Source organism: Stenotrophomonas sp. C9D9 (genome assembly GCF_056491205.1).
In genome coordinates this window covers 920,242-934,872 of record NZ_JBSZIF010000004.1, presented here as the reverse complement: position 1 = coordinate 934,872, position 14,631 = coordinate 920,242, and the positions used below count along the sequence as shown (strand labels likewise).

The following is a 14,631-nucleotide window of genomic DNA, read 5'->3' as shown; positions in this document are numbered from 1 at the left end:
CAGCACTTGTCGGCGGGCCCGTGAGCGGCTATGTTTCGCGCCCAGCGGACGCATGAGCGTCCGCGATCCGTGCGTATTGACCGAGGAGCGGTTGGATGTATTCAAGGACGAAGAGCGCATCGCGCGCTTTTGCGCGCCTGCTTGCCTGTGCCCTGTGCCTGGCCGTATGGCCGATGGCCGTGCAGGCCGCGGACAAATCACAGCAGGCCTATTGGGCCGGTTTTGCCTATACCGCTGACGCCGCCGCCGTGCAGGCGACCACGCCGCATGCGCATGCGGTGCTGGAACGGCGTGGCCTGGTCCCGCTGAACCAGACGCTGGCGCAGTCGCTCAAGCGCCGCGCACCGGCCCACCTGGAGCTGATCGACCAGCCGGTGGCGATGCTCGACGGCACCACCAGCGCCACCGTGCTGGCCGCTGCGCTGGACCGCGAGCTGGTCTCGGTCGAACCGATCGGCGACCAGTACAAGGTGCTGGTGGAAGTGGCGCTGCAGGCGCTGTTCTTCGACTTCCGCGAGCGCCAGGTGATCGCCTCCTATCCGCTCACCCTGCAGCGCATCGACGTGCAGGACTACCGTCCGGACAACGACGATATCGACGCGATCGTCGCCGATCTGCTGTACGGCGGCGCCGATACCAGCCTGTCGCAGGTACTGGCGGCCAGCCTGGCGCAGGCCCGGCTGCCCGACGCCGCTGTGCGTCGCCTGCAGGTGGGTGCGGTGACCCTGTCCGACGCGGTGCGCGCCAAGCTGCCCGACCCGAAGTGGGATGCGCCGCTGCGCGCCACCCTGGCCCATGAGCTGTCCAAGACGCTGTCGTCCAACACCGGCGTCGGCCTGCTGCCGCCGGCCTCGGGCCAGGCGATCGGTGGTGCGATGGCCGCCCGCTTTGCCGACGGCAAGGTCTACCAGCTGAAGATTCCCGAACCCGACTACGTCATCAACCTGCAGGTCGATGCACTGAAGAACGGCGTGATCGAGGAAACCCCGGCAATGAAGACGATGCTGTTCGGCGCCTTCTTCACCGCCAAGGTGACCGAGCCGTTCTCGGGCAAGGTCTATTTCGAACAGCCGCTGCGCAAGGGGGCCACCAAGGTGGTGCCGGTCACGCAGTGGCAGGTCGACCAGTGGTCGGCCAGCTACGAAACCCTGCTGGCCGGCTTCGACGCCTTCGCCGGCGCCGCCGCCAAGCGTGCCGACTCGCGCGCCTGGCTGGACGAACAGAAGCCGGGCGGCCGCCCGTTGCAGCAGCAGACCCAAGCCCTCCAGGAGTTGATCAAGTCATGTCGTTGATGCGTACCATCCTGCTCATCCTCATCGCGCTGGTGGTGGCCTCGCCGGTCGCTGCGCAGACCGCGAGTTCGCGCGGTACCGGCTCGGCCAGCTACGGCCTGCGCCTGAGTGCCGACACCCGCGCCCAGGCCCTGAACAAGGCCAAGGTCAATGCCCTGGAGGCGTACATCGCCGAAACCGGTGCGGCCAAGCTGCGCCTGTTCGAAGCACGCCGCGCCGAGTTCATCGGCGAGATCGACCGCTACGTGCTCAGCGCGGTGCAGCTGTCGGACACCGAAGACAAGAAGGCCAAGACCTACAGCGTCACCGTCCGCGCCGAGATCAACACCACCCTGCTGCAGACCAAGCTGGACGCCGGTTCGGCCGTGGCCGGTGCCACCGCCGCGCAGCGCTCGCTGCTGACCTTCCTGTTCATGGCGCGCTCGCAGGACACCGTGCAGTCGTTCCAGGACAAGGAATACCGCCGCGTCGACGCCAGCAGCAGCTACAGCGAGAACACCCGTGAGGGCGACAGCTTCCGCGGCAACTCGGTCAGCACCAACGGCAGCATCAAGCAGAACGGTTCGGTGTCGGTCACCAGCGGCGGCAGCACCACCGCCCGCGCCGACAACATCACCTGGAAGGTGGCCAACGCCGCCGAGGTCAACACCGCGATGACCGGTGCCTTCAGCGCCGCCGGTTACGAAGTGGTTGAAGCCGAATACGTGGAAGGCGAGTCGCGCGGCCTGCTCAGCATCGAGCGCATCCGCAAGGACTTCAGCACCGGCAACGACCTGGCCCCGGCCACCCTGCGCGACACCGCCAACGGCATCCGCGCGGCCAACATCCCGTACATCGCCGTCGGCACCCTCGACGTCGGCATGCGCGATCGCGATCCGGCCAGCGGCAACACCCGCGTGTTCGTCACTGTCACCGGCAAGGTGCTGGACGTGACCGGTCGTTTCCCGCGCACCGTGTCGTCGGTCGGCCCGGTGCAGTTCTCCGGCACCGGCCCGAATGAAACCGTGGCCCGTACCAATGCCCTGCAGCTGGCTGCCGAAAAGGCCGCCCAGCAGATGATCAACGAACTGAACGTCAAGGCGGTCCGCTGATCCGCCACCCCGGTGGGTGCCGAGCTTGCTCGGCATCGCCCGGGGTTACCGATTCCCCACGTGCCGCACCGCGGCCGTCTCTCCCAAAGGACTCTCACATGATCCGCAATACCGCTCTTGTCCTGGCCATCGCGGCCGCCACCCTGTCGATGCCGGCCCATGCAGGCCTGGGCAAGCTGAAGGACCTGACGGGCGCCTCCACCGGCACCTCCAGCAGCACCTCCAGCGCCGCCGCCCCGAACGAAGCTGCGCAGGAAGCACTGGTGCGTCGTTTCGTCAGCTCGCAGTCGCACTCGCTGCAGGCCCAGACTTCGTTCGCCCGTGCCTTCGGCCTGGCCGAGCAGGTGCAGCTGCTGGAAGCCGAGCGCCAGGCGCTGTCGTCGGGTTCGGTCAGCGTCGATGCGATGAAGAAGTCGGTGTCGGTCAGCGAAGCCGCCCAGGCCGCGATCGACGAGCGCCAGGCCGCGCAGCCGGAGCTGAACGCTGAATCCAAGCAGCACTACGCCGAAGGCCTGGTCTCGCTGCTGTCCTCGGCGGCCGAAGCGCAGAAGCTGGGTGGCGAAGCCAGCAACTTCACCGCCGGCATGAAGAACCTGGGCGCCACCCAGATGGCGACCGTCGGCCGCAAGCTGGCCGCTGGTGCATGGGTGGCCAAGGAATCGCCGGGCTTCATCCAGGGCCTGTACGGTTCGACCAAGTCGGCCGTGACCTTCGCCAAGAAGAGCAAGGTCAAGGTGCCGTCCAACGCCGACTCGATGCTGGGCCAGCTGGACAAGATGAACTGATCCGAGGCGAATCCCCATGCGTACGACCTCCCGTTTGATCGGCCTGGGCCTGGCTGCCGCGCTGCTTGCAGCCTGTGGCAAGCAGGACACCCCGGCCGAAGCGCCCGCACCCGCCAAGGACAAGGCAACCAGTGCACTGGCCAGCAATGCGCCAGTGGAAGCAGCGCCCCTGCGTGGCACGCCGGATTTCGGCGGCACCACCCAGGTCGCGCGCGAGGCCGACGGCATCGGCAGCACCCCGGAACTGGCGGTGCTGGCGGCGTTGCAGTCGGCGGTGGCGCAGGTCAACGGCGTACGCGTGGCCAGCCAGATGCAGAGCCTGCGTGCAGGCCTGCATGTGGATGTGGATGACGAACACGTCGGCGATATCCGCGCCGACGCGTTCACCCAGCAGATGATCGCCGGCTCGCAGGGCGCGGTGCTGGGCTATGAAATCCTGTCGCAGGACGAAGTGCGGCAGCTGGACGAGGAAACCATCGCGCGCGTGCGCGCCAGCGATGAAGGCTGGAGCTTCAAGGGCTCGGCATCCGCCAGCGCTTCCGGCGAAGCCACCGCCAAGGGCGCCGGCGGCTCGGCCAGCGTCAGGGAAAGCTACGACGAGAAGGTCAGTGTCGATGCCAAGCGTGGCGCCAGCTCGTTCGACTCCGACGTGACCCATCGCAGCATGCGCAGCTACTGGAAGGTGCGCGTGCGTGCACAGATTGCCCAGTACCGCGCACCGGACGAGCAGGGCAAGCCGAAGATCGTGGTCGCGCTGCCGCGCACCAAGTCCGGCAGCTATGCCGTGGGCGATGGCCGCGTGAGTGCCGATGAAGTGGCCGACGCGATCCGCGCGCGCCTGTCCGACACGCTGACCCAGACCCAGCGCTTCATCGTGCTGGACCGCGAGTTCGGCGACGAACTGCAGGCCGAGATCGACCACATCAACAGCGGTAACGTACGCCTGCAGGACACCGCACGCGTCGGCCAGCAGCTGGCGACCGACCTGATCCTGATCCCGACCATCGAACGCTTCGAGTACCCGCGCAGCGTACGCAACCTGCGCATGTCCGACCGCCAGGTGACCTCGTACTCCGGTGGCGGCCGCATCACCCTGCGCCTGATCAACGCCACCACCGGCCAGGTGGTGATGTCCGACAGCTTCGATCACCAGCTGGCCTCGACCGGCCCGAGCACCCTGCCGCGCGTGGTCAACGGCCGCAACATGGCCGCGGCGATGATGGAATCGCTGTCCGGCCAGATCGGCACCACCATCGTCACCACGCTGTTCCCGGTGTCGGTGGTGTCGGTGGACGGTGACCAGGTGGTGCTGAGCCAGGGGGGCGAAACCCTGCAGGCCGGCCAGCGCTGGCAGGCCGTGCGCCTGGGCGAGGAACTGAAGGACCCGCAGACCGGCCGCTCGCTGGGCCGCAGTGAACACCCGTGCTGCACCATCCGTATCGACCGCGTCGCTGCACAGACCTCGTACGGCACCATCGAAGACGGTGTCGACGCGATGCGCGGCGGCTTCCGTCCGGGCCAGATCGAACTGCGCCAGAAGCTGGGCAGCAAGCCGGCTGCCGCCGCTGCTGGCGCAACGGCCTCGGCAGCACCGGCCGCCGCCGCGCGCCCGGCGGCCAAGCCGAAGCCCAAGGCTGCGGCCGCCCCGGCCGAAGACCCGAACTGGTAACAGGCTCAAGCAACACACAGATGGGGTCAGAGCCCTTTCCCGCCGGGAAAGGGGTCTGACCCCTTCCTGTTTCCGTTCGTGTCGACCAAGGTCGACAATCACCAACAGCAGCGGGAAACTGTCGAAGGCGGGGTGGGTCCGGTTGCGGGGGTGTCCGCGGCATGGATGCCGCGGCCAAGCCCCCAAGGAAGGGTTTACGGCGTCCCCCGCAACCGGACCCACCCCGCCTACCTTCAGGAAGCCAGCTCCCGCTGTTGCTTCGGCTGTTGCTGTTGCCCTGGCTTCTGCAGGTGCAGGGCGCAGCCCTGCCGAACCCCTTACACTCCAGAAGGATTTCCCTGCTGGAGAGAGCAATGAAACGAGTGGTACTGGGCGTGCTGGCCCTGTCGGTGTCGAGCGCACTGATGGCGGCCACCCCGAAATTCGATGGCGCGCGGATCTCCGCCGACGTCAAGGAACTGGCCTCCGACGCCTACGAAGGCCGCTCGCCGGCCACTGCCGGCGAAGAGAAGACCATCGCCTACCTCAGCAAGCAGTTTGCCGACGCCGGCCTGCAGCCGGGCGGCGATCTCAAGGACGGCAAGCGCCTGTGGACCCAGGCCGTGCCGCTGCGCAAGGGCGACATCGTCGGCGCACCGCGGCTGGCACTGCACCAGGGTGGCAAGACCGTGCCGCTGGAGCAGGGCAAGCAGATCGCCGTGCGCGCCGCCATGAACGGCGCCAGCAACGTCGACATCAGCAAGGCCCCGCTGGTGTTCCTCGGCTACGGCGTGAAAGCCCCGGAGCGCAACTGGGACGACTTCAAGGGCGTGGACCTGAAGGGCAAGATCGCTGTCGTGCTGATCAACGACCCGGACTTCGAAACCGGACAGGGTGATTTCGACGGCAAGGGCATGACCTATTACGGCCGTTGGACCTACAAGTACGAGGAAGGCGCCCGCCAGGGTGCGCTGGGCGTGCTGATCGTGCACGAGACCGCGCCGGCGTCGTATGGCTGGGCCACCGTGGCCGGCTCCAACACCAACACCATGTTCGACGTGGTACGCGACAACCCGGCCGAGAGCCATCCGCTGCTGGAAGGCTGGATCCAGCGTGACCTGGCGGTGGAACTGTTCCGCTCCGCCGGGCAGGACTTCGAGGCGCTGAAGAAGAAGGCGCAGCAGCGCGACTTCACCCCGGTGCCGCTGACCGGCGCCAGCCTGGACGCGAAGTACGCGGTGAAGACCGAAGTGATCACCTCGCACAACGTGGCCGCGCGCCTGGAAGGCAGCCGCCACCCGGACGAGACGATCATCTACAGCGCGCACTGGGACCACATCGGCGTGGGCGAGCCGGACGCGCGCGGTGACCGCATCTTCAACGGCGCACTGGACAATGCCAGCGGTACTGCCTCGCTGATCGAACTGGCCCGTGGCTTTGCCAAGGAAAAGCGCCCGCAGCGCTCGCTGCTGTTCCTGGCGGTCACCGCCGAGGAGAAGGGCCTGCTGGGTTCGGAGTACTACGCCACCCATCCGCTGTACCCGCTGGAAAAGACCGTGGCGGTGATCAACATGGATGGCATGGCGCCGTTCGGCCCATCGCGTGACTTCGGCATCTACGGTGCCGCGCGCTTCGAGCTGCTGGACCAGCTGAAGGACGTGGCCAAGGGTTGGGATATCCGCTACACGCCGGACCCGAAGCCTGAAGCGGGCCTGTTCTTCCGCTCCGACCACTTCCCGTTCGCCAAGCGTGGCGTGCCGGCGCTGTCCTGGTCGGCCGGCCAGGACTGGGTGGACGGTGGCGTGGCCGCAGGCAAGAAGGCCTCCGAGGACTACACCGCCAAGCGCTACCACCAGCAGGGCGACGAGTGGCAGCCGGACTGGGTGTTCGCCGGTGCCGCCCGCGACCTGGAAGTGCTGTACACGCTGGGCAACCAGCTGGCCAACTCGCGCAGCTGGCCGAACTGGAGCAAGGACGAGTCGTTCCGCGCCGTGCGTGATGCCAGCGCCGACCAGCGCAAGTAAGGGAATGCGCCGGGTTCGCCCGGCGCCTCCCGGGTAGTGCCGGCCGCTGGCCGGCAACCTTGTGATGCTTGCGGAGGTCATGGGGAGCCGGCCAGCGGCCGGCACTACCAGATGGCCTTCCATCCCCACTTTCCCGGCCTTCGTCGCAGCCCGCTTGTTTGCCCGGCGGGCCGCCCTATGCTCGGCTCACCCCCTTCCTCCAAGGCGCCGCCGTGTTCGCCAGCCTCTCTCTCCTGATCCGCCACCTGCTGGCCTGGGCTGCCGCGCTGGTTGTCGCCGGCATGGTCTGGAGCGGCATCTTCAGCGGCATGAACGATGGCCCCGGCTGGGTCTTCGGCCTGCTGGCGATGTTCCTGATGATCTCCGCGCTGGGTAGCGCGATCACCCATGTACGCCGGGTCTGGCTGGTCGCCGGACGGCTGGATTCGACCACCTTGTCCGGGCGCCAGCGCCGCCAGGTGGAACTGCCGATGGATGCCGGCCAGGCCTACGCCGTGGTGGAAGCGGCAATCGCCGAACTGCCACGCGTCGAGGATGTGGAAAGCTCGGCCGGCAGCCTGCAGGTGCGCGCCTATGTTCGCCGGGTCGACCTCTGGAACGGCCGCCAGCCGTCGCGCTGGAACCTGCCGGCGCGGCTGGCGATCAAGCGCAACAGCGTGCTGGCCACGGTCACGCCGGGGCAGGGCACCAGCACCGTCACCCTGCTGTTCGAACCCGATGCCGGCTGGTGGGCCGACCTGCTGGCGCTGGACGAGGGCAGCAACTTCGAGAACGCTGAAGCGGTCACCCGTGCCATCAGCCGCCGTGTCGCCGACCAGCGCCGCGACGAACAGGCCGCCGCCGAACAGACACAGGTGGAAAAGGAGCTGTCGGTGGCGCGCTTGAACCTGCTGCACGCGCAGGTGGAACCGCACTTCCTCTACAACACGCTGGCCAACGCACAGGTGCTGACCCGCACCGATCCGGCCCGTGCCGAGCAGATGCTCGGCCACCTCATCCAGTACCTGCGCAGCTCGTTGCCGCAGGTGGACGAATCGGTATCCACGCTGGGCGTGGAGCTGGACCGCACCCGTGCCTACCTGGAAATCCTGCGCATCCGCATGGGCGCACGGCTGGCGGTGGAAGTGCAGGTGCCGAACGAACTGCACGGCGTGCACCTGCCGGCGATGGCACTGCAGACGCTGGTGGAAAACGCGATCAAGCACGGCCTGGAACCCAAGCCCGGCGGTGGCACGATCTGGATCCTGGCGCGCGGCTTCGATGACCATGTAACCGTGACCGTGGCCGACGATGGGCTCGGCTTCGGCCAGGGCACCAGCGGAACCGGCATCGGCCTGAAGAACCTGCGCGAACGCCTGCGCCTGACCTGCGGCGAGCAGGCCGGCGTGGCAATCGTTGCCAACTTTCCCAGCGGCGTGGCCGCGACCATGACCCTGCCGCAGTCGCACAAGGAGCGCAGCCATGCCGCTTGAAGCCCTGATCGCCGAAGACGAAGAACTGCTGCGGCAGTCACTGGTGGAGCAGCTGGGCCGGCTGTGGCCGGACCTCAAACTGGTGGCCGAGTGCGAGGACGGTGCCAGCGCGCTGGAGCAGCTGGCCGAGAAACAGCCGGACATCGCCTTCCTCGACATCCGCATGCCCGGCATCAGCGGCATCGAGGTCGCGCGCTCGCTGTCCGAACTGAGCCCGCGCACCCAGGTGGTGTTCGTCACCGCCTACGACCAGTACGCCATCGATGCGTTCGAGCAGGGCGCGATGGATTACCTGTTGAAGCCGGTCAGCGACGAGCGCCTGCTGGCCACCCGCGAGCGCATCCTGTCGCGGCTGCCATCGACGCGCCAGGACGATGCCGTGCTGGAGCGCCTGCTGCAGCGGCTGGGCCCATCGCAGGGCGCAGCGGAGCGTCCACCGCTGGCCTGGATCACCGCCAGCAACGGCCGCGAGACGCAGCTGATCATGCTGGAGGACGTGGCCTACTTCCGCGCCGATAACAAGTACACCACCGTGGTCACCGCCGCCGGCGAAAGCCTGCTGCGCACACCGCTGCGTGAGCTGCTGGAAGTGCTCGATCCGCAGCACTTCCGCCAGATCCATCGCTCCACCATCGTCAACATGAAGGCGGTGGCGGCGGTGAGCCGCGACGATACCGGGCGCGGCGTGCTGCGCCTGCGCGGGCGCACGGAAACACTGGTGGTCAGCCAGCCGTTCATGAGCCTGTTCCGCGGCATGTAGCCGCAGCAGCATCGCCCTTGCACCGAGGAACGAACATGCCCCGATTGTTGATTGCGTGCGTCGTCGTGCTGGCGCTGGCCGGCTGCGAAAAATCCCGCAACACCTCGATCACCCGCACCCAGGCCAACGGCGTGGATACGCTGTACAGCAAGGGCACCGTCGTCGATGGCGAGGCACGCTTCCAGTGCATTGCCAGCAGCAGTGGCGCCTGCCACTACCTGGTGCTTGATCCGGCCTGCAGCCCCGACGCCGCGTGTGCCACGCCGCCGCTGCGCCGGTTCGCAGTGGCGGTGGGAAAGACCGAGGCCATGCGTGGCCTGCCCAACGGCTTCCGCCAGTGCGTCAGCCAGGACCCGAGAGAACAATGCCACCGTGAGTGATCACGGTGGCATTGTGGGTCCCCCCGCTTCCCTGAAGGGTCAGTAGGCAGGTTGCAGCGTCAGGTCATGGTGGTGTTCGGTCTCGCCCACATGGTTGAGGCGGCCGACCAGTTCGGAGTGCTGCTTCATCCGCCCGATCTCGGTCATGATGCGGATGTCCTCGTGGCGCAGTTCGCGCTTGGCGGTAACCGCCTGCTTGTAGTCCAGCACTTCCGGGTAGTGCTCGGCCAGGTCCAGCGCCTCGGCCACGTGCTCGACGCTGTCAGCCTTGGAGCTGATGCGGGCGCGGCTGTTGAAGGCCTTCATCCAGCGCTCGAAACCGGCGGTGCGGTCGAACATGTTGGCCATGAACCAGATCACGAACAGGATCGAGATCCACGAACCGAACACCACGACCACGCGGGTGAAGGTGATGTGGTAGTCGTCGCGCCACAGGTAGTTGGTGATCAGGCCGAGGATCAGCAGCGAGGCCGCCTGCCAGCCGACGATCGAGGCGATCAGCCATTGGCACTTGGCCTGGGCCAGCACAGCCACTTCATCGCGGATCTGCTGCTCGCTGAGGCTGCGCCAGTGCGCGACCTGTTTTTCGAACGGGCTGCTGTAGAGCTCGTTGTCGCGAAGCAGTAGTCCCAAACCCTTGAACAAAGCAATCATGGCTGGCTCCTTGTGGAACGTGCGTCGATCAGCGTTGGACGGTGTGGCGGGTTCAGTTCTAGCACTTCCAGCGAGCCGTGCAATGGGCGCAATGCCAAGCGGCGTAAGGGTTTTGTCTGAATGGGTGAATCTTGGTGCGGCGCAGCATCGTGGTCGCAGCCTGCGACAGGATGTCGCAGGGTGAAACGTGCTGCGGCCGCACATGGAACCGTGGCTGAGCGCGGAGACTCGCCGCCGCCGTCGTGATCGCCCAGAATCGGGGGCGACCGCGCAACCTGCGGCCGTTCTTCCACCTTTCCTGGACCTGCGATGCCGGCTCTGCTGCAGCGACTCTCCCGCCCCGTCACCGCGCCGATCCGGCGCTGGGTACTGGAGGCCTTCCCGCGTGGCCAGAGCGGCATCGACTACGACCATCCGCAGGGCGATCCGGGCTGGTTCGGCCCGGACAGCGTCACCTGGCGGCTGCATGCCGAATTCCCCTCGATGCTCGCCGGTGGCCTCTGCGCGCTGATGCTGCAGACCCTGCACCCGCGCGCGCTGGCCGGGGTCTATGACCACTCCAATTTCCGCCAGGACCTGGTGGGTCGCCTGCGCCGCACCACGGCCTTCGTGGCCGGCACCAGCTATGCGCCCAGCGGCGAGGTGGAGGCGCTGGTGGCCAAGGTGCGCCGCATCCATGCGCAGATCCTCGGGCAGACCGCGCAGGGCGAACCCTACGCCGCCGATGATCCGCAGCTGCTGACCTGGGTGCATGTGACCGAGGCGTTCGGGTTCCTGCAGGGCTTCCGCCGCTACGGACGCGAGGTGCCGGCGCACATCGCCGATCGCTACTACGACGAGTACCGCTGCGTGGCCGAGGCGCTGGGCGCGGTGGACGTGCCGCGCAGCGAAGCGGAAGTAGCGGCGTACTTCTGTGCGCGGCAGCCGGAGCTGCGCGTCGACGAACGCTCGCGCGAGGTGCTGGAGGTGCTGTCCGGGGTGCGCCTGCCGGTACCGGTGCCGGGGCTGTCGCGCGAAGTGTTCCTGGGTGCGGGCGCGGCACTGCTGCCGGACTGGGCCGAAGGCATGCTTGAACGCAGTGCGCGCCAACGCGCGCAGGCGGCGGCGTCGGCGAAGCTGATGCAGGGCATGGCGCCGCTGTTCCGTCGCGCGCTGCCCGATGGCCTGGCCAGCCGCGCCTGCGCGCGCATGGGCGTGCCGGTGGCGGTGTTGCGCGAGTGGCCCGCGGTTGCCTGGTAGGTGCCAACCTTGGTTGGCACGCACTTCGCGATGCCACAGAAGCGCCAACCAGGGTTGGCATCTACCAGAGCGGATTCCGCAGTAGATCCACGCCATGCGTGGATGGGCGTTACCCGGCGACCTTCAACCCACGCAACAACATCTCCAGCGCTGCCGTCGCCTGCCGCAGGCGCGCACCACCGTCTTCGCCCTCGGCGATCCAGAACGCGGCTTCGGCCAGGCTGCCGTAGATCAGCGACGCCAGTGCCTGCGCATCCACCGCTGCCACCACGCCCTGCGCGATCAACTGTTCGATCAACTGCTGCATCGAGTGCACGCAGTGGCGCTGCGATTCCGGTGAGGCGCCACCGAGCACCGCGCGCGCGTCGCGCAGCACGATGCGCTGGATCTCCGGTTCCAGCGCCAATTCCAGGTAGGTGCGGCAGCGTTGCACGAAGCCGTCCCAGGCATCGTCTGCGCCGTCGCTGATCGCCTGCAGGCGCAGGTCGATCTCGGCGTCGAGCTGCGCGACCACGGCCGCCAGCAGGCCCTTCTTGTCGCCGAAGTGGTGGTAGAGCGCACCCCGGGTCAGACCGGCCTGGGCGGTCAGGTCGTCCATCGAGGTCGCGGCATAGCCATGCTCGCCGAACACCCGGCGGGCGGTGGTTAGCAGGCTGGCGCGGGTTTCTTCCATCTCGGCGCGGGTGCGGCGGACCATCCGGAGCTCCTTACATACGCGATGCATGATTATTTACATACGGCGCGTATGAATGTAGCCTCTTATTCATACGCTCTGTATGTATTGTCGTGGCGCCGCGTGCGCCAGGCAAGCCGCTGCCCTGGAGAATTCGATGGCTACCCCCTACCGCGACCTGTTCGCCGCCCCCGGCACCGCGGGCCTTGCCCTCGCGGGCCTGTTGGCACGCCTGCCGCTGCCGATGACCGGCATCGGCATCATCACCCTGCTGTCGCAGTTGCGCGGCAGCTACGCGTTGGCTGGTGCGGTGTCGGCCACCTTCGTGCTGACCTACGCACTGCTGTCGCCGCAGGTATCGCGCTGGGTCGACCGGCGCGGGCAGCGCAGGGTGCTGCCGTGGGCCACGGCGGCCAGTGCGGCCGGCCTGCTGTTGCTGCTCGCGTGCACGCTGCTGGCCGCGCCGGACTGGATGCTGTTCGTCGCAGCGATGTTGGCCGGCTGCATGCCCAGCGTGTCGGCGATGGTGCGCGCGCGCTGGACCGCGATCCACCGCGGTCGCCCGCAACTGCAGACCGCGTACTCGCTGGAGACCGTGTTCGACGAGGTCACCTTCATTGCCGGCCCGCCGTTGTCGGTCGGGTTGTCGGTGGCGGTATGGCCGCAGGCCGGCGTGCTGGCGGCCGCCCTGCTGCTGGTGGTAGGCGTGGCTGCGCTGGTGCTGCAGCGTGGCACCGAACCGCCGCTGCAGAACGGCGAAGGTTCAACGCCCTCGCGCTCACTGCTGCGGCAAGCGGAGATCCGGCTGCTCGCGTTGCTGATGCTGGCAATGGGCGTGATCGTCGGCACTGTCGACATCACCAGCGTGGCCTTCGCCGAACAGCGGGGGCAGCCGCTTGCCGCCAGCGTCGTGCTGTCGGCCTATGCGCTGGGCAGCTGTGCGGCGGGCCTGCTGTTCGGTGCGCTGAAGCTGCAGGTGCCGTTGCAGCGGCTGTTGCTGCTGGGCGCTGCAGCCACCGCGCTGACCACGCTGCCGCTGCTGTGGGTCGGCAGCCTGCCGGCGCTGGCCGTGGCGGTGCTGCTGGCCGGGGCGTTCTTCGCGCCGACGATGATCGTGGCGATGTCGCTGGTCGAACAGCGCGTGCCCGAAACGCGTCTTACCGAAGGCATGACCTGGTTGTTGGCCGGACTGAACATCGGTGTGGCGCTGGGGGCTGCGCTGTCCGGACAGAGCATCGACGCCGGTGGCGTGCGCAGCGGCTTTGTCGTTGCGCTGGTGGCAGGCGGTGGCGTGCTGCTGTTCGCCGTGCTCGCGCAACGTGCACTGCACCCGTCTGCTGCATCCACATCCCCTGAAGGAATCATCCCGTGAGCGCTTCATCGCCTGCGCATGCCGCGCCTGTGCCCCGCCATTCTTGGTGGGCGGTGTCCGCTGTCGGCCTCGCCACGTTCTCGGTGGTCACCACCGAAATGCTGCCGGTGGGCCTGCTGACCCCTATCGCCGACGATCTCGGCGCCTCCAACGGCACCGCCGGGCTGATGATCTCGCTGCCGGCCCTGCTGGCGGCGCTGTTCGCACCGCTGGTGGTGATCGCGGCCGGTGGCATCGATCGCCGTCGCATCCTGTGCACGCTGCTGGGCCTGCTGCTGGTCGCCAATATCGCTTCGGCGCTGGCACCGGGCATCGGCTGGTTGCTGGCCGCGCGCGTACTGGTGGGGTTCTGCATGGGCGGCATCTGGGCCATCGCCGGTGGGCTGGCAGCGCGGCTGGTACCTGCGCACCGTATCGGCCTGGCCACCTCGATCATCTTCGGTGGCGTGGCGGCGGCATCCGTGCTGGGCGTGCCCATGGGCGCGCTGATCGGCGATGCACTGGGCTGGCGCTGCGCGTTTGCGGCGATGGCGCTGTTCAGCGCGGCCGTGATGCTGCTGCATCTGCGCGCTGTTCCGGCGTTGCCGGTCACCTCGTCGGTGCGGCCAGGCCAGTTCGTGCAGCAGCTCGGACATCGCAGCCTGCAGCGGGGCCTGTGGCTGACCCTGCTGCTGGTGGCCGGGCACTTCATCGCCTTCACCTATGTGCGGCCGTTGCTGACATCCGCCTCCAGCGTGGATGCGTCGTGGATCGGTGCATTGCTGTTCGCCTATGGCCTGGCCGGCATCGCTGGCAACTTCATTGCCGGGCCGATGGCCGCGCGGCATCCACGTGGCACGTTGCTGGCGATCGCATCGGGCCTGCTGCTGACGCCGCTGTTGTTCCTGTGGCTGGGTGGCACGCCGGCCGGTGGCATTGCGGTGCTGTTGCTGTGGGGCCTGGCCTACGGCGGCGTATCGGTGGGCCTGATGAGCTGGATGATGAAGGCGGCGCCGCAGGCCGTGGAGATCGCCACGGCGTTGTATGTCGCGGTGTTCAACATCGGCATCGCACTGGGTGCATGGGGCGGTGGCCGGCTGCTCGATGGCGTGGGCCAGCATGCGAATCTGTGGGCAGCGGCCGGGCTTGCCATGGTCGCCACGCTGGTGATTGCCACAACGCGTCGGTAGATCCACGCAGTGCCAACCAAGGTTGGCCGCTACCCGGAAATGAAGCGGGCGCCTTGCGGCGCCCGTTCCGGT

The 14,631-nt window shown here is 67.9% G+C and carries 13 protein-coding genes; 11 read left to right on the top strand and 2 right to left on the bottom strand.

The window, feature by feature from the left end:
* Window positions 1-95: 95 nt before the first annotated feature.
* The 8 genes from ACXI0D_RS09740 to ACXI0D_RS09705 all read left to right on the top strand — a co-directional run bounded on the left by ACXI0D_RS09740 (window position 96) and on the right by ACXI0D_RS09705 (window position 9,452).
* The gene (locus tag ACXI0D_RS09740; RefSeq protein ID WP_458220971.1) at window positions 96-1,292 is read left to right on the top strand and encodes a hypothetical protein; all 1,197 of its coding nucleotides are present in this window, start codon (window positions 96-98) and stop codon (window positions 1,290-1,292) included.
* Complete coding sequence (locus ACXI0D_RS09735) at window positions 1,283-2,383, top strand: hypothetical protein (protein ID WP_479642525.1); 1,101 nt, start codon at window positions 1,283-1,285, stop codon at window positions 2,381-2,383. Before ACXI0D_RS09740 ends, ACXI0D_RS09735 begins: the two co-directional genes overlap by 10 nt.
* A gap of 98 nt (window positions 2,384-2,481) precedes the next feature.
* Window positions 2,482-3,168: a hypothetical protein gene (locus tag ACXI0D_RS09730; protein ID WP_458220970.1), complete on the top strand. Its 687-nt coding sequence runs from the start codon at window positions 2,482-2,484 to the stop codon at window positions 3,166-3,168.
* Window positions 3,169-3,184: 16 nt separating this feature from the next.
* Entirely contained in the window at window positions 3,185-4,837 is a 1,653-nt protein-coding gene (locus tag ACXI0D_RS09725; protein ID WP_458220969.1) for a CsgG/HfaB family protein, read from the top strand.
* A 353-nt stretch (window positions 4,838-5,190) separates the two neighbouring features.
* Window positions 5,191-6,840, top strand: coding sequence for a M28 family metallopeptidase (locus ACXI0D_RS09720; RefSeq protein ID WP_101764854.1), 1,650 nt, complete (start codon window positions 5,191-5,193; stop codon window positions 6,838-6,840).
* Between the two features lie 212 nt (window positions 6,841-7,052).
* On the top strand, window positions 7,053-8,312 hold the full coding sequence (locus tag ACXI0D_RS09715) for a sensor histidine kinase (RefSeq protein WP_101764855.1): 1,260 nt from the start codon (window positions 7,053-7,055) through the stop codon (window positions 8,310-8,312).
* The gene (locus ACXI0D_RS09710) at window positions 8,302-9,072 is read left to right on the top strand and encodes a LytR/AlgR family response regulator transcription factor (RefSeq protein WP_075675481.1); all 771 of its coding nucleotides are present in this window, start codon (window positions 8,302-8,304) and stop codon (window positions 9,070-9,072) included. Before ACXI0D_RS09715 ends, ACXI0D_RS09710 begins: the two co-directional genes overlap by 11 nt.
* A 35-nt stretch (window positions 9,073-9,107) precedes the next feature.
* The gene (locus ACXI0D_RS09705; RefSeq protein ID WP_119007525.1) at window positions 9,108-9,452 is read left to right on the top strand and encodes a hypothetical protein; all 345 of its coding nucleotides are present in this window, start codon (window positions 9,108-9,110) and stop codon (window positions 9,450-9,452) included.
* A gap of 39 nt (window positions 9,453-9,491) precedes the next feature.
* Here the strand turns inward: ACXI0D_RS09705 and ACXI0D_RS09700 are convergent, their stop codons facing one another.
* Window positions 9,492-10,106, bottom strand: a complete 615-nt coding sequence (locus ACXI0D_RS09700) for a hypothetical protein (RefSeq protein WP_014035825.1) — start codon at window positions 10,104-10,106, stop codon at window positions 9,492-9,494.
* A gap of 309 nt (window positions 10,107-10,415) precedes the next feature.
* On the opposite strand from ACXI0D_RS09700, the gene ACXI0D_RS09695 reads away from it, so the two are divergent.
* A complete protein-coding gene (locus tag ACXI0D_RS09695; RefSeq protein ID WP_101764857.1) occupies window positions 10,416-11,345 on the top strand; it encodes an oxygenase MpaB family protein in 930 nt (309 codons plus the stop codon).
* 109 nt (window positions 11,346-11,454) lie between these two features.
* Here the strand turns inward: ACXI0D_RS09695 and ACXI0D_RS09690 are convergent, their stop codons facing one another.
* Window positions 11,455-12,042, bottom strand: coding sequence for a TetR/AcrR family transcriptional regulator (locus ACXI0D_RS09690; protein ID WP_479642524.1), 588 nt, complete (start codon window positions 12,040-12,042; stop codon window positions 11,455-11,457).
* 133 nt (window positions 12,043-12,175) lie between these two features.
* On the opposite strand from ACXI0D_RS09690, the gene ACXI0D_RS09685 reads away from it, so the two are divergent.
* Window positions 12,176-13,390: an MFS transporter gene (locus ACXI0D_RS09685; RefSeq protein WP_101764859.1), complete on the top strand. Its 1,215-nt coding sequence runs from the start codon at window positions 12,176-12,178 to the stop codon at window positions 13,388-13,390.
* Entirely contained in the window at window positions 13,387-14,559 is a 1,173-nt protein-coding gene (locus ACXI0D_RS09680) for an MFS transporter (protein WP_479642523.1), read from the top strand. The genes ACXI0D_RS09685 and ACXI0D_RS09680 overlap by 4 nt, the downstream gene beginning before the upstream one ends.
* The last annotated feature ends 72 nt before the right edge of the window (window positions 14,560-14,631 follow it).

Excerpts from the sequence above, each read along its gene's own strand:
- ACXI0D_RS09735 (WP_479642525.1), top strand. The coding sequence starts at position 1,283 with ATGTCGTTGATGCGTACCATCCTGCTCATCCTCATCGCGCTGGTGGTG.
- ACXI0D_RS09690 (WP_479642524.1), bottom strand. The coding sequence starts at position 12,042 with ATGGTCCGCCGCACCCGCGCCGAGATGGAAGAAACCCGCGCCAGCCTG.
- ACXI0D_RS09720 (WP_101764854.1), top strand. The coding sequence starts at position 5,191 with ATGAAACGAGTGGTACTGGGCGTGCTGGCCCTGTCGGTGTCGAGCGCA.
- ACXI0D_RS09695 (WP_101764857.1), top strand. The coding sequence starts at position 10,416 with ATGCCGGCTCTGCTGCAGCGACTCTCCCGCCCCGTCACCGCGCCGATC.
- ACXI0D_RS09730 (WP_458220970.1), top strand. The coding sequence starts at position 2,482 with ATGATCCGCAATACCGCTCTTGTCCTGGCCATCGCGGCCGCCACCCTG.
- ACXI0D_RS09700 (WP_014035825.1), bottom strand. The coding sequence starts at position 10,106 with ATGATTGCTTTGTTCAAGGGTTTGGGACTACTGCTTCGCGACAACGAG.
- ACXI0D_RS09740 (WP_458220971.1), top strand. The coding sequence starts at position 96 with ATGTATTCAAGGACGAAGAGCGCATCGCGCGCTTTTGCGCGCCTGCTT.
- ACXI0D_RS09725 (WP_458220969.1), top strand. The coding sequence starts at position 3,185 with ATGCGTACGACCTCCCGTTTGATCGGCCTGGGCCTGGCTGCCGCGCTG.
- ACXI0D_RS09710 (WP_075675481.1), top strand. The coding sequence starts at position 8,302 with ATGCCGCTTGAAGCCCTGATCGCCGAAGACGAAGAACTGCTGCGGCAG.
- ACXI0D_RS09685 (WP_101764859.1), top strand. The coding sequence starts at position 12,176 with ATGGCTACCCCCTACCGCGACCTGTTCGCCGCCCCCGGCACCGCGGGC.
- ACXI0D_RS09705 (WP_119007525.1), top strand. The coding sequence starts at position 9,108 with ATGCCCCGATTGTTGATTGCGTGCGTCGTCGTGCTGGCGCTGGCCGGC.